The organism is Nonomuraea sp. NPDC003727 (genome assembly GCF_053586935.1).
The window spans coordinates 341,598-359,658 of record NZ_JBSFNE010000005.1 but is presented as its reverse complement, the minus strand read 5'-3'; the positions used below and the strand labels follow the sequence as shown (position 1 = coordinate 359,658).

The 18,061-nt window shown below is 70.9% G+C and carries 15 protein-coding genes; 3 read left to right on the top strand and 12 right to left on the bottom strand.

Translation table 11 applies throughout. The features are described 5' to 3' along the window. Positions 1 to 296 precede the first annotated feature (296 nt). The 3 genes from ACWDLG_RS15840 to ACWDLG_RS15830 form a co-directional block, all read right to left on the bottom strand. On the bottom strand, positions 297 to 698 hold the full coding sequence (locus tag ACWDLG_RS15840; RefSeq protein ID WP_449920337.1) for a hypothetical protein: 402 nt from the start codon (positions 696 to 698) through the stop codon (positions 297 to 299). A gap of 311 nt (positions 699 to 1,009) precedes the next feature. After that, complete coding sequence (locus tag ACWDLG_RS15835; protein ID WP_449920335.1) at positions 1,010 to 1,150, bottom strand: hypothetical protein; 141 nt, start codon at positions 1,148 to 1,150, stop codon at positions 1,010 to 1,012. 301 nt (positions 1,151 to 1,451) lie between these two features. After that, positions 1,452 to 2,186, bottom strand: coding sequence for a hypothetical protein (locus ACWDLG_RS15830; protein ID WP_449920333.1), 735 nt, complete (start codon positions 2,184 to 2,186; stop codon positions 1,452 to 1,454). A 105-nt stretch (positions 2,187 to 2,291) separates the two neighbouring features. Between ACWDLG_RS15830 and ACWDLG_RS15825 the strand changes: the two genes are divergently transcribed. The 3 genes from ACWDLG_RS15825 (at position 2,292) to ACWDLG_RS15815 (ending at position 6,960) form a co-directional block, all read left to right on the top strand. Continuing rightward, a complete protein-coding gene (locus tag ACWDLG_RS15825) occupies positions 2,292 to 2,690 on the top strand; it encodes a hypothetical protein (protein ID WP_449920331.1) in 399 nt (132 codons plus the stop codon). 302 nt (positions 2,691 to 2,992) lie between these two features. Next, the gene (locus ACWDLG_RS15820; protein ID WP_449920328.1) at positions 2,993 to 3,418 is read left to right on the top strand and encodes a hypothetical protein; all 426 of its coding nucleotides are present in this window, start codon (positions 2,993 to 2,995) and stop codon (positions 3,416 to 3,418) included. Positions 3,419 to 3,669: 251 nt separating this feature from the next. Next, on the top strand, positions 3,670 to 6,960 hold the full coding sequence (locus tag ACWDLG_RS15815) for an ATP-binding protein (RefSeq protein ID WP_449920326.1): 3,291 nt from the start codon (positions 3,670 to 3,672) through the stop codon (positions 6,958 to 6,960). A gap of 48 nt (positions 6,961 to 7,008) precedes the next feature. Here ACWDLG_RS15815 and ACWDLG_RS15810 read toward each other — a convergent pair whose 3' ends face one another. From ACWDLG_RS15810 to ACWDLG_RS15770, 9 genes are all read right to left on the bottom strand, one after another. Then, positions 7,009 to 7,683, bottom strand: a complete 675-nt coding sequence (locus ACWDLG_RS15810) for a Crp/Fnr family transcriptional regulator (RefSeq protein WP_449920324.1) — start codon at positions 7,681 to 7,683, stop codon at positions 7,009 to 7,011. Positions 7,684 to 7,832: 149 nt separating this feature from the next. Next, positions 7,833 to 8,075 (bottom strand): hypothetical protein, encoded by a 243-nt coding sequence (locus ACWDLG_RS15805; protein WP_449920322.1) that lies wholly within the window; start codon positions 8,073 to 8,075, stop codon positions 7,833 to 7,835. Between the two features lie 219 nt (positions 8,076 to 8,294). Next, on the bottom strand, positions 8,295 to 9,899 hold the full coding sequence (locus ACWDLG_RS15800; RefSeq protein WP_449920319.1) for an alpha/beta fold hydrolase: 1,605 nt from the start codon (positions 9,897 to 9,899) through the stop codon (positions 8,295 to 8,297). Positions 9,900 to 10,078: 179 nt separating this feature from the next. Beyond that, a complete protein-coding gene (locus ACWDLG_RS15795) occupies positions 10,079 to 11,218 on the bottom strand; it encodes an NAD(P)/FAD-dependent oxidoreductase (protein ID WP_449920317.1) in 1,140 nt (379 codons plus the stop codon). 240 nt (positions 11,219 to 11,458) lie between these two features. Beyond that, positions 11,459 to 14,197: a discoidin domain-containing protein gene (locus tag ACWDLG_RS15790; protein ID WP_449920315.1), complete on the bottom strand. Its 2,739-nt coding sequence runs from the start codon at positions 14,195 to 14,197 to the stop codon at positions 11,459 to 11,461. Positions 14,198 to 14,211: 14 nt separating this feature from the next. Next, on the bottom strand, positions 14,212 to 15,048 hold the full coding sequence (locus ACWDLG_RS15785; RefSeq protein ID WP_449920313.1) for a carbohydrate ABC transporter permease: 837 nt from the start codon (positions 15,046 to 15,048) through the stop codon (positions 14,212 to 14,214). Beyond that, entirely contained in the window at positions 15,048 to 15,917 is an 870-nt protein-coding gene (locus ACWDLG_RS15780; protein WP_449920312.1) for a carbohydrate ABC transporter permease, read from the bottom strand. The genes ACWDLG_RS15785 and ACWDLG_RS15780 overlap by 1 nt, the downstream gene beginning before the upstream one ends. Then, entirely contained in the window at positions 15,914 to 17,311 is a 1,398-nt protein-coding gene (gene ngcE, locus ACWDLG_RS15775; protein ID WP_449920310.1) for an N-acetylglucosamine/diacetylchitobiose ABC transporter substrate-binding protein, read from the bottom strand. Before ngcE ends, ACWDLG_RS15780 begins: the two co-directional genes overlap by 4 nt. Before the next feature lie 16 nt (positions 17,312 to 17,327). Then, positions 17,328 to 18,059: a sugar isomerase domain-containing protein gene (locus tag ACWDLG_RS15770; RefSeq protein WP_449920307.1), complete on the bottom strand. Its 732-nt coding sequence runs from the start codon at positions 18,057 to 18,059 to the stop codon at positions 17,328 to 17,330. Positions 18,060 to 18,061: the final 2 nt, after the last annotated feature.

The following is an 18,061-nucleotide window of genomic DNA, read 5'->3' as shown; positions in this document are numbered from 1 at the left end:
CCGTGCACGTGGTCAAGGGGCGGATGTCGGTCAGCGGCTCTGTGGCGCTCGGTGGGGCTGAAGCCGTGTTAGCGAATTCCAGAACCCCCGGTGCGATGGAACGGAAACGTACGCCAGCGCTCTCTACCTGAAGACGATCACGCACCCTCGGTGGGCTGGGCGAACCGGCTTAGCGTACGTTTCCGTTCCTTCACACTCCGAGGGCCGCGTCCAGGCCGTGGTGGCGGAGCCGCTTGGCCTCCTCCACCCGGCCTAGCCTGTGCAACGTTTTGATCAGCCCTTGGGCGGCGTCCCTATCACCAGCTTGGGTTCGCTCCCACAACTCCTCCACCCGGCTCGGCCAGCAGAGCGGCTACTCGCCAGGAAGCGTCGCTGTCACCGGCGGCTTCCCGATCCCGCCACATCGCCAGCGCCTCCTCCTCCCGGCCAAGCCTGGCCAACAGGGCGGCCAACTCCCAAGAGGCGTTCTCGTCACCGGCGCCAACCAGCTCCCGCCATACCGCCAGCGCCTCCTCCTCTTGACCCTGCCGGTCCAGCAGCTTGGCCAACAGCCAGGGGGCGTCTCTGTTACCGGCGTCAGCTAGCTCTCGCAACTCTGCCGCCCGGCCCAGCCTGGCCAGTTGAAAGGCCAACATAAAGGAGGCGTTCTCTTCACCGGCAGCAACTGACTCCCGCAGCACCGCCAGCGCCTCCTCCATTCTGGGATCTGGTCATGCTCGGCGCGCGGGCGGTGCTCGTCGCCGCGGACTGGCTCCTGAACGGAAAAGGGCCCGGCTTGTAGCCGGGCCGCTCCGCCGAGGGTCTCGTGGTGGGAAACGGAATTCGCGAACCTACCCACCGCGGGGCCCTCCCGCGTCATACGCTCTCGGATCCAGATCCGAAAGTGCAGTCATTTAGCACTCTACCTCGATTGTCCAAGTGCTTTAAAAATATCGCTCTCTCGATCTTGTCGGCGAGTTGGCGGCAGGTCGACGCGCCCATCCCATCGGACGGGCGCGCCCACTCAGCGTTAGTGAGCACGTTGCAGTGCGGGCACGCCGCGTTCTCGGGTCTCACGCTGCAGGCCGATGGTCAGCGCCCCGGCCTGCCCCGCCGTGGTGATGACGCGCATGAGCGCGGCCTCGATGCGCTCGGCGTCGTCGTCGGTCACCTCCAGCTCGCCGAACTGGTCGGCCAGCAGGCTCGCTGTGTAGCTCTCCTGCTGCTGGGTGAAGGCGGGTCCTCACAGTGAGATGGGCTCGGCTGGCGCCGACGTCGCCGGCGGGCCACCCCGGCTACGCGGGCGGTGGTGTCGTCGGTCGGTCGGCCGCGGCGGACTGGTGGTCCTGGGCACTCGCACCGATGGCGCCTGTCCTGACTCAGTCGAAGTGATGCCCGGCGTGGGGCGCCTACCCGCTGTGCCTGATGAACATTCCGATTCGGTGATCACGGGCTGGACCCCTTACTGGCCGTCATGCGGCGAGCATGTCGAGCGGTCCGCCGATCAGGACCAGGGCGAACGCCGCCCAGCGGAACACATGCAGCGGCCGAGCGCGATGCAGGAGCGCGCCAAGGAGTATCTCGGCCGCGCCCATCAGCGCCCACCACGCTGCTTTGGCGAGCAGCCAGCTCCGGATCGCCTCCACGTACCGGCGCCGATCACTGGGCACGTGCTCCGTCAGGAACGAGTCGATCCGCGCTTGAATGTGACCACGCTGTGCTGAGCACAGACCGTCGTGTTCGCCGTCGCATGAGTGGACGCCGGCCAGCTCTGCGATGACGCTTCGATGGAATGCCTGGTACTCCTCAAGCGAGCAACCCAGCGCGCGGGGGACGTAATCCGGACGACTGTACACAGCGCTGTGGCGGTCGCCGCGCTGGCCGGTTATCCCCCACTGGTCATGGGAGACGCCTGGGGAGGTGGACATGAAGTGCCCCCGGATACTCGTGGAGAGGCCGGCCACGCCAGCTTGAGACAACCTAAGCCGGGCACGGGAGAGGGCGTCTGTAGCGCGGACCTTCAATCCGCCGCCCCGATCCCGCAGCTTTTCGGGGTCGAGGAGGTCCAGAACGATGGACAGCGCGGCGAAGTACAGCATGACCTTCCCCACGCGGCCCCACACCAGCATGGGCCACCCCCACACCACCATGCTGGTGGTTGAATGGCCGTCGAACCAGGTGGCGATGACGTCAAGTAATTCGTTCACGGGCGTCCCCTTCGCGTGCGCAGCGGGTTTCACGCAGGGTTCCAGTCTTCTCTCGTTCGCCGGTATGCGCCGGTCGTTGGCTGACGCGGAAGGAGCAACGACTTGATGTCTCGACGCAGCCAACCCAATGCCGCCCAGGCCGGGCTGCTGGCTGTCCTGGCGGGCACGCTGGCACTGTTCTGGCTGGTCAGCGGCAACCAGGTGGCCGCGGCGATCATGACCCTCGCCATCGGCGTGCTGGCGTTCGCGATCATCCCGGGCATGCAGACCCGCGTCCTGACCACGGCCGGCACGGCCCCGACCCTCGCCGTGGCGGTCAACGCCTCGGGTTTCCAGGTCGCCGCCGCCTTCGCGGGCTGGCTCGGCGGACAGGTGATCAGCGGCGGTCCCGGGCTGCGCTCGATCTACCTCGTGGGCGCGCTCCTCACCGGCGCCGGCCTGCTCCTCGCCCTGTACGGCCTGCGCCGCGACCGCCGTCCCACCCCTGCCCCCGCCCGCACCTGACCCACGCAGCACCTGACCCACGCAGCGCGCGACCCCCGCCTTCGCGAACGCCGAGGTCGTCGTCCAGCCGGGCGTGGGACACCATCCGTGGATCGACGACGCCGAACGGTTCGTGACAGCTAGCGCGCCACTCCTCGGACAACGGCTTTTCGGACGACGGCCGCCTTTTCCGGCCGGCCGACTGTATCGAAGAACACCATCGCTGTGTATCCGGCGAGACAGACCTCGCCGGCTCTTTCGGATGCACTGGTGCTGTTCCGAAAAAGCACCCGGGCGCGTGCCCGAGGGGGAAAGGAAAAGCGATGAACGGAATTCTTCGATGGGCGGCGCTGCCGGTCGCCATCGCCGCGCTGGCGGGCGCGACGCTGCTGCCGGCGGCGTCGGCGACCGCGGCGACCGCCGCGACGTACACCATCGAGCTCATCTCCCTGACCTGCAACAAGAAGCAGGACAGCGTCGGCGAGGACGAGCCGCAGCTGTTCATCAACGGGGTGAGCAAGTTCGGGCCCGGCAAGATGGGCAAGGGCGACACGGAGATCCTCACGGGGACGACGTTCGAATTCTCCAGCACGGCCACGATGGAGCTGTTCGACGTGGACAAGGGCAGCAACGACGACTTCCTGGGCAGCGTCGTGGTCAGCTCTAGCGAGGCCGGTGCCGGGATCCAGGTCGAGAAGTTCGACCATTTGAACGGCGCCGAATACACGATCGTGTACGAGGTCGACTGACGAAACGGGACGAGGGCAGGCACGCGAGGATGCGGTTCATCCGAATTCCGGAAATCGGAATGTCTTCGCTGCCTGCCGTATTCGCGAGCTGAATGCGGCGACTTTCTCGGCATGAACACCTATGAGCGGCCCCGCGGCGAATGTAGCATCGGGGCACGTGCACGGGGTCATGCCGACGGGGGTCGCGGATGGACGACTTGCATGTGCGTGTGCTGCGGGCTTCGTCACTGACCGCCGGGGACGGTTCCGCCGTGCCGGTGACATCGGTGAAGGCGCGGGCCGTGCTGTTCTACCTGATCGTCGAGAGCACACCGCACACCAGATCCGCCCTCGCCGGGCTGTTATGGGGCGACCGCTCGGAGGCGAAGGCACGCGGAAGCCTGCGGCTCGCCCTGATGGAGCTGCGCCGCGCCGTGGGCGATCATCTGATCATCAGCCGGACCCACGTCGCGTTCGACCGCGGTCGGCCGTACTCGCTGGACTGGGCCGACCTGGTCGAGAACGGCACGGTGCCGGCGGACTACCGGGGCGGTTTCCTGGACGATCTCGCGGTCCCGAACGCTCCAGGGTTCGACGACTGGGTGGCCGAGCGCCGGCGGCAGGCCGGGCGCGCCGCCGTACAGGCGCTGAGCGCGCGGGCGCACGCGGCGCGGGAGCGGGGCGACTGCGCGGACGCCGTACGGCTGGCGCGCCGGGTCCTGGACGTCGACGCGCTGGACGAGAGCGCGCATCGCCTGATCATCGAAGCGCTCTGGGCGACGGGCAACCGCGCGGGCGCCCTGGCGCAGTACGAGGCCTGCCGCCGGACGCTGGACCAGGAGCTCGGCGTCGCGCCCGACCCCCGCACCGAGGCGCTGCGGCAGCGGATCGCCCCCGCCGGGCCCCGAGCGGGTGCGCGCCGGGAATCACGGGGCGCCCCGGCGAGCGGACCGGCCGCGCGGCGCGGGCTGCCGCGTCCGCTGACCCGGCTGATCGGCCGCGAGGCCGAGGTGGAGAGGGTGTCGGCGAAGCTGCGTGATCGGGAGGTGCGGCTGCTCACGCTGACCGGTCCGGGTGGCGTGGGCAAGACCCGGCTGGCCGTCGCCGTCGCCGAACGAACCGACTGCGAGGTGCTGTTCGTCTCGTTCGCCGGAGTCCGGTCGCCCGATGCCCGGGCGGCGGCCACGAGTGGGACGGACGTGGTCGTGACGACGCTGGCGGAGGCCGCCGGCGTCGACCTGACACCGCCGAGGCCCGCCCGCGACCTGCTGCTCGCCGCCGTCCGGCACCGGAACCTGGTCCTGGTCCTGGACAATCTCGAGCACCTGCCCGGCATGGCCCCGCTGGCCGGGGCGATCCTGGCGGTGGCGCCTGCCGTACGGATCCTGGCGACCTCGCGGCGCCGGCTGGGCATCTGCGCGGAGCACGTCCACGAGGTGCCGGTCCTGCGCGGGGCCGCCGCGCGAGCACTGTTCGTGGAACGTGCCAGAAGCCTCGACCCGCGCGTCGACCCCGACGCGCGCTCGCTCGACCGCATCTGCGGCGCCGTCGGCGGACTGCCCCTCGCCGTCGAGCTGGCCGCGACGCTGACCAGGGCGATGACCTGCGAGGAGATCGCCGACCAGCTGGAGGCGCACGCTCCGCCGGAGCGCGCCGCGGAGGCTCCGGCGGCGCTGCTGGTGCATCCGGCACCGGCGGCCGCCGCGCGCCACGCGAGCATGCAGCACGTCTTCGACACCTCGTGGCAGTTGCTCACCACCTGTGAACAGCAGGCCCTGGCCGCCGTGTCGGTGTTCGCCGGCGGCTTCACGCTCGCCGCGGGGATCGCGGTCGCGGCCACGACCGTCCTGGCCATCGCACGGTTGACCGATCATTCGCTGGTGCGCCGCGACGACGACGGCCGGTACCGGGTGCACGAGCTCGTACGGCAGTGCGCGGTCGCGCGGCTGACCGACGAGTCGCCCCGGGTCCGCCATGCCCACTGGTACGCCCGGTTCCTGCGGGAGCGCGCCGGCCGGCTCCGCGACCATGCCGACCGGGCCGTGCTCGACGAGTTCGAGCCGGAGATCGACGACATCCGGCAGGCCTGGCGGCACCTGGTCCACCGGCTCACCGACGCCGAGCGGGCGGCGTTCGCGGAGGACTACTGGACGCTGTGCCTGCGCCGGCACCGCTACGCGGAAGCGCTGTCCGTGGCCTCCGACATGATCGCGACGGTGCGCGGCGAGCGGGCGGCGGCGGCCCGATGGCACCGGCTGGCCGGAATCGCGCACTTCCAGTTCGAGCGCGGCGCGGAGAGCCTGGGAGCGTTCAGGGACGCGCTGGCGGTCGCCGATCGCCCGCTGCCCTCGACGCGGGCCGGAAAGGCCGGGGCGGTCGCCGCGGCGTTGACCCGTCAGGTGGTCCACCGCGCCACCGCGCTGAGCGGAGTCGCCCGGCACGAGCCCGCGCGCGAGCTGGCCGCCGAGGCCGCGCGGACCCTGTCCGTCCTGGCCGAACTCGGCTACCACCGGCAGGAGGGCGGCACGATGCTGCTCAGCGTGGTGCGCCACCTGGACGCGGCGGAGCGGGCGGGCGGGGCCGTCGAACGCGCCGAAGCCTACGCGAACTTCGCCGTCGTCACCGCTCTCGCTGGTTTCGAGACGGCGGCCCGCTACTACGGCCGTCTCGCCGACGAGGAGATCGCCAAGGTCGCGGACCCTGTGGCGGTCTCCCGCGCCCGCCTCGCGCGGGGGCTGCGGCTGGCCGCCGAAGGACGGTTCACCGCCGCGCAGCGGGTCCTCACCCTGGCCCGCCGGCATCCCGCCGATCCCCGCCTGGCGGAGCACTGCCTCGGGCTCCTCGCCGACCTGGAGATCCAGCGGGGCCGCTACACGGCCGCCGCGCCGCTGATGGCGGCGGTGGCCGAGGCATCGATCGCGCGCATGGGGGAAGAGCTGTCCGGTTACTGGTGCCTGACCGGACAGGCCGAGGCGCTGCTACGGCTCGCGGACCAGGAGACCTCCGGCGTGGGCGCGGTGTTGAAGGCCGCCGAGGAGGCGACACTGGCGTTGCCCGCGCTCGGCGAGGACCATTTCGCCCGGGCCGGCGCGAAGATCCCGACGATCCAGCGCGTACGGCTCGGCGTGGCCCGCGCCCGGTTCCACCTGCTCGGCGGGGATACCGCCGCCGCCCGCCTGGCCATGGACGACGCGTTGCGCACGGCCGCGCGGCCGGACATGCCGCTCAGGGGCACCCTCGAAGCGTGGGCGGGGCTGGCCGAGGTCCTCTGGGCGCTGGAGGCCGACGATCCCGCCGTCGCGATGGTGCTACGTCACATGGACAGGCTGACCCGCCTGACGCCGTCGGCGGCGGCCCGCATGGGCTGGGCGGCGGCGCTGGTGCATCAGGTCACCGGCCGGCGGGCGGCGGCCGGACGGGCCGCCACCGGCGCCCTGGCCGTCGCCCGCCGGTTGGGAATCGCCTTCGACGAGGCGCGGTCGCTCGAAGTCCTGGGCGAGACGGAGGCGGCCGCCCGGCTCCACGCCGACCTGGGCACCGCGCCACTCGCCCGGCCAGGCTGAAGGGCCTCTCCGCCCGGCCGTACCGAGGACACCAGGCATCTCAGGGGATCATCCGGCGGCGCTGAGGTCGCGTGCGGCGGAGGGCGTTCCTGCGGCGCGGCGCCGGAGGGCGTCGAGATCCCGGATGACGATCTCCCTGCGGCCGGTCTCGATCCAGCCACGGTCGCGCAGGACACGCAGCGCCTTGGCCGTCGCGATCCGGGACGAACCGGTCCATCCCGCCAGCTCCTGCTGCGACAACGGGAGAGTGATCCGCAGCCCGGCCGGGCAACGCGCCCCGAACCGGTCGGCGAGTTCCACCAGACGCCTGGTCACGCGACCCAGCGTGTCGAAGGAGTTGAACTCGGCCAGCTTGTCCTCGGCGTCCCTCAGCCGCCGGCCCAGCAGCTTCACCAGGGAGATCGCGACGAGGGGCCGCGTCCGCAGGTGCCCCGCGAACGCCGCGGCGGGAAGGCACAGCCCGGTGACCGGTTCGAGCGCCGTGGCCGACACGGGGCGGATCCGTTCGCCCAGCACCGACGACTCCCCCAGCAACTCGCCGGGACCGAGCAGCCACAGCACGACCTCGATCCCGGCCGCGGTCGAACAGGTGACCTTCACCCTGCCCGATCGCAGCGACACGACCCAGTCGGCGTGGTCGCCCTCGCGGAACAGCACCGCGCCCGCGGGCCAGTGCCGTACCCGTCCACCCAACTCCGCCAGATCCTCTTCCCACCGGTCCACCGCCGCCTCCTTCCGAGGAGAGCATGACGGCGGTCGCGTCAGCGGATCGTTTGCCCGGCGTCAGCGCCCACCATACGGCGCCTGCCGCCCGAGGTCAGCCCGTCATTGCCCGGCGTCAGCGCCCGCCGTACGGCGCCTGCCGTCCGAGGTCAGCCCGTCCATCCCAGGAACGCCTCCCCGGCCGAGACGGCGCCGAGCCAGACGGCCACCGCGAGCACCGGCACTCCCAGCCCCCAGGCCGAGCGCCCGCGAACGGCCCGCACGGCGACGCCCAGCAGGCCCGCCCACACCACGAGAAGGACGAGGATCGCCCAGAGTGGCGCCACCAGCCCGCTCGCCAGGTAGAAAGGCAGCGTGCACAGGTGGCCGACCAGCCCCAGCCAGCTCGCCACGCGGGACACCATGGGCACCTCCAGCCGACGGGGACCAGGCCGCCACGCGTTCACCGTACCGGCGACAGGCCGGGCCCGGGCGGACGCCCGCGCTCCGGCGCGGGACGCTCGGGTTCGCGGACACCCGACCGGCGGGGCCCCGTGTGGGGCCCCGCCGGATGTGGCACTCACCGCGCATCCGGCCACGGGCGCACCTGCCCGCGGAGGCTGGAGCGAGGCTCAGCGGGACGTGCCGGCGGAGGCGTGGCCGGGCTCGGGACGGGACAGGGTCGCGACCGGACCGGCCCAGTGCAGCGGGCTCGACGGCCACGCCGGGGCCTGCCGGTTGGCCATGGTCTCGGCCGCGGCCACGGAGCAGCGGGTGCCGGGCGCGGGCACGGTCAGCGAGATCAGGTACTCGTCGAAGTGCCGTGTGCTGCACTCGTCCTTGCCGTAGATGCGGTGACCCCACCCCTCGTAGGTCAGCAGCACCGCCTTGGGGCCGAGCTGGCGGGCCACGTTGGCGGCCCAGGTGGAGGGGGTGGCGGGGTCGTGCATCGAGGTGCCGATCAGCAGCGGAGCACTGCCCTTGTAGCGCAGCGGGTGCTGCGGGTTGGTGGCGCGCTGGTTGAGGCAGATGGGCAGGTCCTCGATCGGCATCGGGTTGTACCGCATGTCGGAGGCCAGGCGGGCGGAGCTGCGCATGAGCGCGGCGTACTGCCGGTAGTCGCGCACCCGCAGGTCGTAGTCCTGGCAGAGGATCACGGTCGGCAGCTGCGCGAGCTCCCCCGGCACGGGCTGTCGGCCGGGGGGCGGCGGCACGTCCTCGGGCACTGTCCCGCCGTCCAGGGCGATGAGCATATCGGTCAGCAGGCGCCAGTTCGGCCCCTCGTTCCCCAGTACGCCCTGGTAGATGAGCTGCAGCTCGGTCATCGGACGGTCCTTGACGCCCGGGTAGTACACCTCGCCGCGCCGTACCTTCGCCAGCAGGTTCTCCCAGAACGCCCGGATGTCGCGCCCGTGCAGGGCGCAGCTGGAGTCGGCCTCGCACCAGGCGGCCCACTGGTCGAACCCGTCCTCGGCCGCGGCGCTCTCGGTGTCGAGGAACGCCTTGACGCCGAGGCTGTGGTCCATGGTGCTGTCGAGGGCGAGGGCCCGGATCCGGTGCGGGAACAGCTCGGCGTACATCTGACCGATCAGCGTGCCGTACGAGAGCCCGTAGTAGGTGAGCTTCTCCTCGCCGAGGGCGGCGCGGACGGCGTCCATGTCACGAGCGACGTCGACCGAGTCGACGTGGTCGTAGAGGGGGCCGGTGCGGGCCCGGCAGTCCTTGTGCAGCTTCCTGGTGTAGGCCTTCCACGTGTCGAAGTCGGCCTGGCTCGCCATGACGGGGTACGGCATCTGGTTGTACAGGGCCGCCGAGCAGACCACGGGATGGCTGCGACCCACGCCCCTGGGGTCGAAGCCGACGATGTCGAACCGCCGCTGGATCTCCTCGGTGAAGAAACCGGGAGCGCCGTAGGCGGCCTCCACGCCCGACCCGCCCGGACCGCCCGGGTTGACCAGCAGGGATCCGATGCGGGCCGCGGGGTCGGTGGCCTTGCGGCGGGCGATGGCGAGGTCGATGGTGGGCCCGCCCGGATCGGACCAGTCGATCGGGACGGCCAGCTTGCCGCACTCGGCGGAGGGTTCCTCTTCGCAGGGCGCCCAGGTGATGGCGCCTGTTGCGGCCGCGGTGACTCCGTCCTCAGCGGCCGTCCCCAGGGCCGCTCCTGCCGTCGAGGCGGGTAAGAGCACCGCCATCACCGCGAAGGCGGCCGCGAGCAGAGAAGATCGTGTGCGCATGTTCCCCCAATCGTCGTTCGGGTGGCCCGCTCATGCGGCACGGGCCAACCTTGATCATTCCGGGTCAACGACGCGTATGACGGCAATACCGGAAATTTCTGACAACGGAGGTTTCTTCCGTCTCGCGGAGGACTTACGGACACGGCGAAGCGGCCCCGCCGTCGCGGGCCGGCCCGGCGTCACCGGCCTGGACGGTCGACCCCCGGTTCCGCGAACTCGGGGGTGACGCCCGGAAACGAGCCGTCGCCGAACAGGATCCGCGCCGCCAGAGCACGACCGGCACGACCACGCAGCACGGCCACGGCCGCCTCCGCCGCGGCCGGGGATCGGATGCCGGCGAACACGCGGCGCAACAACAGCCGGCCGCGGAACCTGGTCCGCAACGCCTCCCCGTCGTACCGGCGCAACACGCGCCGGTCGCCCGTACGCAGAAACTCGGCGGCGACCGCCGCGGCCTGTTCTGACATGCGGAAGCAGGGGTCCAACCCCCCGGCCGTCAGCGGCGACACCGCGCCCGCCGCGTCTCCGACGAGCAGCCCGGCGGGGCACGCCAACCGGCGCAGCACACCGCCGACCGGGATCGGACCACCTCGGCGCTCGACCGGGCCGGTCGGCGCCGCGCGGCCGGGCGCGTCCGCGGCGAAAGCCTCCAGCAGGTGACGGATGCCGGCGCGCATGGCGTCCGGATATCCCGCGACGCCGACATGCGCATGCCGACCGTCGTCGATGACCCACCCCAGGTACCCCGGAGCCACCCGCGGGTCCAGCACGCAGTGGAACGCCGGGGTCGTCGTGCCCGACGCGACCGGATGGACGATCTCGGCACCGACGAGGAAGCGCCGGTTGACGTCCAGGCCGAGATCACGGGCCACGCGGGAGCGGGCGCCGTCCGCGCCGACGACGAACCGGGCGGCCACCGGCTCCGCCCCCGCGAACCGCACGAAACCCTTCGACGCGTCGAGGTACCGCACGCCCAGCATGACCCGCGCCCCGGCCGACTCCGCCGCGCGGCGCGCATGGTCATAGACGGCCGCCATGTCGGCCACGCGGTACTCGTCCCGGTCGCTGGTGAGCCGGATCGGCGCCCGCCGCGACGGCGGATACAGCAGCACGTCCCGCACACCGGGCCCGAGCAGGCGGTCCGGCAGGTCGAAGTCATCCAGGGTGCGGCGCACGAAGATCCCGGTCGTGCGGATGCCCGTCGACAGCGACCTGCGGCGGTCGACCACCATCACGTTCAGCTGCCGTCGCGCGAGCAGGCGGGCCGTGCACAGGCCGGCCAGACCCGCACCCACGACCAGTACGTCCACTGTCTGCATATCCTGCGACGGTAAGGGCGATCCCGCAGCCGGGTGACCGTTTGCACACGACCTGCCCAGTACTTTCACACCGTCGCCACACATCCACCTGGCTGCCCACCGAACAACCATGCGGGGCCGCCCGCTGCCTGCGGGGGCGTCACGGGGACAGGCGGCCGGCCGGGGCGACTACCTCGGCCGACCGCCTGCCAGGACCGGAGGGGCGCCGATCCTGCGCGCCGCCGTCTCCGGCCGTGGCGCTCAGGAGCTGTACGCCTCCAGCTCGGACAGTTGCGCCGCCGCCCAACCGGTGTTGCCGGTGAACTCCACGCGCAGGTGCCTGGCCGCCGCCATGGTCGGCAGCGTGATCGTCACCTGGTTGCCGGACGCCGGATCGAAGGTGTAGTCACGGCTGTCCACGACCGTGTCGTACGTGGTGCCGTCGGTGCCGGCCTTGACCGAGAGGGTCTGGGTGCGGGCGGCCCAGGCCGGGCTGGGCGGGATGCGCAGCACGAGGCGCTTGACGCCGAGCGTGGCGCCCAGGTCGACGGTGAGCGGCTGCGGCCAGGCGTGGGACGGGCTCTCCCAGTAGGTGTTCGGGGCGCCGTCGATGGCGTTGGCCGGCACATAGCCCGGGTGCGAGTCGCCGGTGACCGAACGCCCGAGGGCCAGGTTGACGGGGACGTCCGGCGGGAAGCCCTCGCTGTACACCGCCAACTCTGACAACTGAGCGGCGCTCCAACCTGTGTTGCCGGTGAAGGACAGCCGGACCTTCCGGGCGAGGACCGGGCTGGACAGGCCGATCCTGACCATGTTTCCGGAGGAGGGATCGAAGGTGTAGCCCTGGGTGGCGACCGCGGTGCTGTAGGTCTTGCCGTTGATGCTGGTCAGCACCGTGATGCTCTGGGTGCGGGCGAACCAGTCCTTGCTCGGCGGCACCTGCAGGATCAGCCCCGTCACGTGCCGGGTCCGGTCCAGATCCACGGTCAGGTCCCCGGGCAGGCCGCTGCTCTCCCAGTAGGTGTTCGGGTCGCCGTCGGAGGCGTTGGCCGGCACATGGCCCGGGTGCGAGTCGCCGGTGACCGAACGCCCGAGGGCCAGGTTCTTCGGGGCACCGACGGCAGAGACCTTCCAGGTGGCGCGCTGCGGCGGAGTCTGCTGTACGGCCTGGCCGCCCGATGGCACCACGATCAGCTGGGTGATGGCGTTGACGAGCTGCCCGTCCCGGAACTCCCAGCGCTGCAGCCTGCTGCCGGACGTGCAGGGGCGCAGCTCGACCTTCGTGCCCGGCTGCTGGAACATGCGCGGATCGGTCACGTCACCGGGGTACGGCACGGCCAGGCACTGGCCGCCGGTCCAGTCGGCGATCGTGTAGTACCCGTCGGCGGTCGCCTTCAGCTTCCAGACGGAGGGCTTCTTGCCGACACCGGTGTAGGTCAGGTACGTGGAGCCGGAGCCGAGGGTGTAAGTGCCGTCCGCGTAGGGAGTGTCCCGGCCCCGCTCCCAGCCGGGCGCGCGGCCGAGCGCGGTCACCCTGGCCTGGAAGGCGTCGAAGGTGGGCTCGGGGTAGGTCGCCCGCCAGGTGAGCTGGGCGATGTACCGCGTCGGCCCGAAAGCCTCGTCCTCGACCTCGCGCTCGGTCTGCGCCGAGGAGTAGTCGGGCCAGATGCTGACCTTCGCGCCGGACAGTCCGGGCTGGTCGTCGACCTTGACGTCACCGGCGAACGTGGTGGGCATCCAGCGGTTGTCGTAGAGCCAGCGCGGGTTCATCCAGGAGCCGCCGCGTACCAGGTAGAGCGCGCCGGTGCTGTTCATGACCTGGTGTCCCCGGTCCATGAGCTGCTGCGGGCTGAGCGTGCCGGGGATCGTGGTCCAGTGCTCGACGACCACCCTGGAGTTGAGCTTCACCTTGGCGGTGGCGTGCAGGCCGTCGTTCCACATGCGAAGCCGCTTGCCGCGCTCGGCCGCGTACTCGTCTATCTGGTTGATCAGATCGGTGACCAGGTCATCGTACGTGGCCCCGGCCCCGAACTTCGCCTCGGCGGCCTGCTTGAGCTGCGGATAGTCGTCCGGGTTACGGGCGAGCATGTACTCGTCCGAGCCGATGTGCCAGTCGGGCCCGAACAGGGGCGCGTAGGCGTCGAACATCTTCTTGTAGGCGTCGAGCACGGCGGGCTTGCTGACGTCGACCCGCTCGTAGTCGACCTTGCCGTTCCGGTCCTTGAGCGCGATCTGGTCCTCGGTGAAGCCGGCGGGCGCCCGGAAGTGGACCAGGTTGATCTCGGGGGACACCGTGATGTGGTACTTGTCGGCGAGCGCGACGACCTGGCGGATCTCCTCGGGCGTGTACCACGTCCAGTCGGTCGTGGGCATGGTCTCGTCCTTGATGTTGACCACCCAGGTGAGATGGTTGAGCTTGACGTACGCCATGTCCCTGATCAGGCGTTCCAGAGCGGTCATGGAGTGCCTGACCCGGCACGAGCACAGCGTCACCCCGCGCTCGCCGTACTTCGGGGTGTCCTGGAGGGTACCCCCGGGCAGCGTGGCGCCCTGGTGCAGCATCTGCAGCAGCGTCCGCGTGCCGTTGAACACGCCGCGCTCCGAGAAGCCGACGATCCGCACCCGGTCGGTGACGGAGATCGTGTATCCCTCGGCGCCGAGCGCGCTCTGGCCGGGGTCGATCGCGAGCGACACGTCGCCCGCGTCTGCGGAGGGCTGGGTGACGGGCGCGCGGCCCGCGGGCGGCCGGCCCGCCGCGGTCAGATCCTCGACCAGGGTCTGGGCCACCTTCCCCACGGCGGGCGAACCGGTCTCGGCGACGACGCGGGTGCTCGCGCTGTAGCCGTACGAGCCGGAGCCGGCGGTCCAGGACGAAGGCGAGGGGATCAGCTTGAGCGGGTCGGCCACGGCCTCCGCCGTGACCGCGGCGGCGGGTGCGGGGACCGCGAGCGGCCCCGCCAGCAGCCCCGCGGCGAGGAGAAGGGATGGAAGGAGTCGCAAGGGGGGTGTGCTCCTTATTTGAGCGCGCCAGCGGTGAGGCCGCGCTGGATCTGACTTTGGAAGAGCGTGTAGACGATCATCACGGGGAGGATGGCCGTGCTGAGCGCGGCGAACAGCGCGGCCCAGTCCGCGTCATAGCCCGCGGCGGTGGAGATCTCGGCGATGCCCTGCGTGAGGACCCACTTGTCCTTGGCCCCGCTGAGCAGCACGAGCGGGAGCTGGTACTGGTTCCACTGGCCGAGCACGTTGAAGATCGTGATGCTGACCAGCCCCGGCTTGGCCATCGGCAGCATGACCCGGAAGAACACTCGGGCGTGCGAGGCTCCGTCCACGAACGCCGCCTCGGCCACGGCCGTGGGCAGCGTGCGGAAGAACGCGGCCAGGAAGAACACGGTGAACGGCAGCGAGTAGGCGATGTAGACCAGGATCAGGCCGCCGTGGGTGTTCAGCCCGAGGAACGGGAGGGCCCGCCCCACGTTCTGCACCACGAAGAAGAGCGGGGTGAGCGCCAGGTAGGTCGGGAACGCCATGCCGGAGACGAACAGCAGGTACAGCGGCCGGTTGCCGCGGAAGGGGTAGCGGGCCAGCACGTACGCGGCCATGGAGCCGAACAGCATCGTGCCGAACGTGCCGAGGGACACGACGACGATGCTGTTGAGCATGTACTGCCCGATGTGCGCCTGCTCCCAGGCTCGGACGTAGTTGTCGAACCTCGGGACGGCGGGCAGCGACCAGGCGTTGCCGAAGATCTCGTCTTCGGTCTTCACCGACGCCAGGAAGGTCCAGACGATGGGCACGACCGTGAGGGCAAGCCAGGCCAGCAGGGCGAGATGGCTCAGTCTGCGATGCATCAGAACTCGATCCGTTCGCGCCGTGACAGCCGGAGGGTCAGCGCCGAGAAGCCGATCGTGAAGAAGAACAGCACGACGCCCATGGCGGAGGCGTAACCGAACTTGAAGTACTCGAAGGCGTTGCGGTAGACCTCGGCGGCGATCACCGTGGTGGAGGAGTCGGGCCCGCCCCGCTCCGCCGTCATCACCCAGACGATCGCGAACGCGTCCATCGCCGTGATGCCCAGGTAGATCCAGCCTGTCTGCACGGTGTCGCGCAGCAGCGGCAGGGTGATCCGGAAGAAGATCCGCGCCCGGCTCGCCCCGTCCATCTCCGCCGCCTCGACCACCTCGGCCGGGATCGAGGCCATGCCCGCGGTGAACAGCACCACGTAGAAGCCGACCGCCTGCCAGATCAGGACGGCGAGCACGGCCCAGAAGGCCACCGACGTGTCGGAGAGGAAGCCGATCGGCTCCAGCCCCAGCGCCACCAGCGGCGCGTTGAGCATGCCACTCGCGTCCGGCCGGAACACCTGCTGGAACAGCACCGCGACGACCACGACCGAGAGCACCTGGGGGAAGAAGAACATGACCCGGTAGAACCGGTGGCGCTGGGTGAGGACCGCGATCACCAGCGCCAGGGCCACCGTGACGGAGGGGAGCAGCACCAGCAACAGGGCGTTGTGCCAGAGGGCCTTGAGGAAGACCCTGTCGCCGGCCAGCCTGGCGAAGTTGTCCAGGCCGACGAACCGGGGACTGGCGCTGACCCCGCGCCAGTCCGTGAGCGCGATGGAGAACGCCTGGCCGTACGGGGCGATCACGTAGACCAGGTAGAGCGTCACCGGGACGGCGAGGAACCCGATGATGAAGCCTGTCCTGCCGCGAGTCATCGGGTGAATGTCCGCACGGAGGAGTCCGCCTTGATCTCCGCGGCCTTCCGGTCGATCCGCTCCGCCCACGCGTCGACGGCGAGCTTGCCCGCCATGAGCTGGCCGGTGGCGGCGACCACCTCGTCCTCCAGCGGCTTGTACCAGGAGTTGAACAGGAAGTAGACCGTGTTGTCCCCGGCCGTCTCCAACGCCTTGGCCGCACTGGCCAGGCCCGGCTTCAGCGAGCGGCCCTCGGTCGCCCCCTTCACGATGGTGAGGGTGGAGACCAGCTCGGTGAACCGGCCGGCGCCCTCCTTGGACAGCATGACCCGCAGGTACTCCAGCCCCGCGCCGGCGTTGGCCGACTTGGCCGGCACCACGTACGGCTCGCCCGGCTGGGCGTGCAGGGTGCCGTACGGCAGGGCATCGGACGGGGAGAAGTCGGGCAGCGGGAACATCGCGTACCCGAAGTCGGACGGGGTGGCGTCCTTCTGCTCGTTCTCCAGCCACGACCCGCAGGGCAGCATCGCGACCTGGTACTTGTTGTGCGCGGTCTGGGTCTGCACGTGGTCCAGGCCGGCAGTGCCGGGCAGCAGGTAGGGCTGCAGGTCGGCGAAGGCCTTGGCGGCCTGCTTGACCGGCTCGGCGGTCCATGCGCCGGGCTCCAGGTTGTCGATGCGCTTGAGCACGTCGCCGCCGCCGATCTTGGCGGCCAGAGTCAGGATCGTCTCGTAGATGTAGAACGGGTACTTGCCGGCGAAGGTGAACGGGGCGGCCTTGCCGGACTTCTTGATCGTCTCGCAGAGCGCGGTGAAGTCGGCCCAGGTCTTCGGCACCTGCCAGCCGTTCTCCTCGAACAGCTTGGTGCTGTACCAGATGCCCCAGACCGTGTTCACGTAGTTGATCGCGCGGGGGACGCCGTCGTACGAACCCTGGGCGATCGCGCCAGGGTCGACCGTGTCGCGCACCTTCTTGGACGGGTCGTCCCAGCTCGGCGCGTCGAGCAGCGGGGTCAGGTCGGCGAGCTGGCCGTCCTGGACGAGCGCGCCGAGGTCCATCTTGCCGTCGCCCGAGTTCATCACCAGCTCCGGCGGGTTGCCGCCGGCGAACCTCGGCTGCAGCGCCTTGCCGATCTCCTTGGCCGCGTTGTGCTTGATCTCCAGGCCGGCGTACCTGCTCTTGAGCATCGGCTCGTGGATGTCCCGGGCGTACGCGTCGCCGAAGCCGCCGTCGAAGATCCAGACCTCGAACGGCTTGTCAAGGGCGACGCCCAGCGGGTTGGCGGAGCTGGTCGGGACGGGGGCCGCCGGCGAGCCGCCGGAGGCGACCGGCTGCGCGCAGGCGTTCAGTGCGGGCAGCGCGAGCCCGGCGAGGACGGCGGAACGCAGCAGGTCGCGGCGGGTGAGGTGCTTCATGGGGGGTTGCTCCTTGTCAGGCGCCGCGGCGGATGCGGCCCGCGTAACGCGCCTCGATCGCGTGGTTGTGCTCGTCGCCCCCGGCCATGTTGGCCGAGAGGTAGACGGGAGGCTCCTGGCCTCGGTCGAGCAGGTCGGCTACCACCTGCTCGACCACCAGCTGGGCGAGCAGTGCCGAGGTGATGGTGGAGACGGCGCCGAAGGCGTCGCCGCCGGGCAGCGGCAGCACCGCGTCGCCGTAGGGGGCGAGGTTGTCCAGGACCACGTCGGCGAGGTCCATGAGCTTGCGCCCCGAGGCGTGCCGCGAGGTCATGCGGCTGCTGTGCGCCACGGAGGTGATGGCGACGAGGGGGTGACCGCGTTCCTTGACCAGCGTGGCCAGCTCGACGGTGGAGCCGTTCACGCCGGAGTTGGAGATCATCACGAAGGCGTCCTGCGGCTCGACCGGGGCCAGCTCGTAGACGCGGTGCGCCACCTCGGGGTCGCGTTCCAGCTCGGGGGTGAGGATGTCGGGCGAGGCTCCGCCGTACTGGACCAGGTCCCTGGGCGTGAGCCGGTTGGTCGGCACCAGGCCGCCCGCGCGTCCGGCGATCTCCATGGCGATCGCCTCGGAGTGCCCGGTGCCGAACGCCTGGATCACGCCTTCCCTGACGAGGGAGTCGGTGATCAGATCGGCGGCCGCGCGCACGGCTGCCGCCTGGCTCTCGATCACTTCGTCCATCAGGGCGCTGATGCGCTGGGCGAACAAGA

Coding starts and splice junctions, on each gene's coding strand:
- ngcE (WP_449920310.1), bottom strand. CDS start 17,311: ATGAAGCACCTCACCCGCCGCGACCTGCTGCGTTCCGCCGTCCTCGCC.
- ACWDLG_RS15800 (WP_449920319.1), bottom strand. CDS start 9,899: ATGCGCACACGATCTTCTCTGCTCGCGGCCGCCTTCGCGGTGATGGCG.
- ACWDLG_RS15840 (WP_449920337.1), bottom strand. CDS start 698: ATGGAGGAGGCGCTGGCGGTGCTGCGGGAGTCAGTTGCTGCCGGTGAA.
- ACWDLG_RS15785 (WP_449920313.1), bottom strand. CDS start 15,048: ATGCATCGCAGACTGAGCCATCTCGCCCTGCTGGCCTGGCTTGCCCTC.
- ACWDLG_RS15825 (WP_449920331.1), top strand. CDS start 2,292: ATGTCTCGACGCAGCCAACCCAATGCCGCCCAGGCCGGGCTGCTGGCT.
- ACWDLG_RS15780 (WP_449920312.1), bottom strand. CDS start 15,917: ATGACTCGCGGCAGGACAGGCTTCATCATCGGGTTCCTCGCCGTCCCG.
- ACWDLG_RS15820 (WP_449920328.1), top strand. CDS start 2,993: ATGAACGGAATTCTTCGATGGGCGGCGCTGCCGGTCGCCATCGCCGCG.
- ACWDLG_RS15795 (WP_449920317.1), bottom strand. CDS start 11,218: ATGCAGACAGTGGACGTACTGGTCGTGGGTGCGGGTCTGGCCGGCCTG.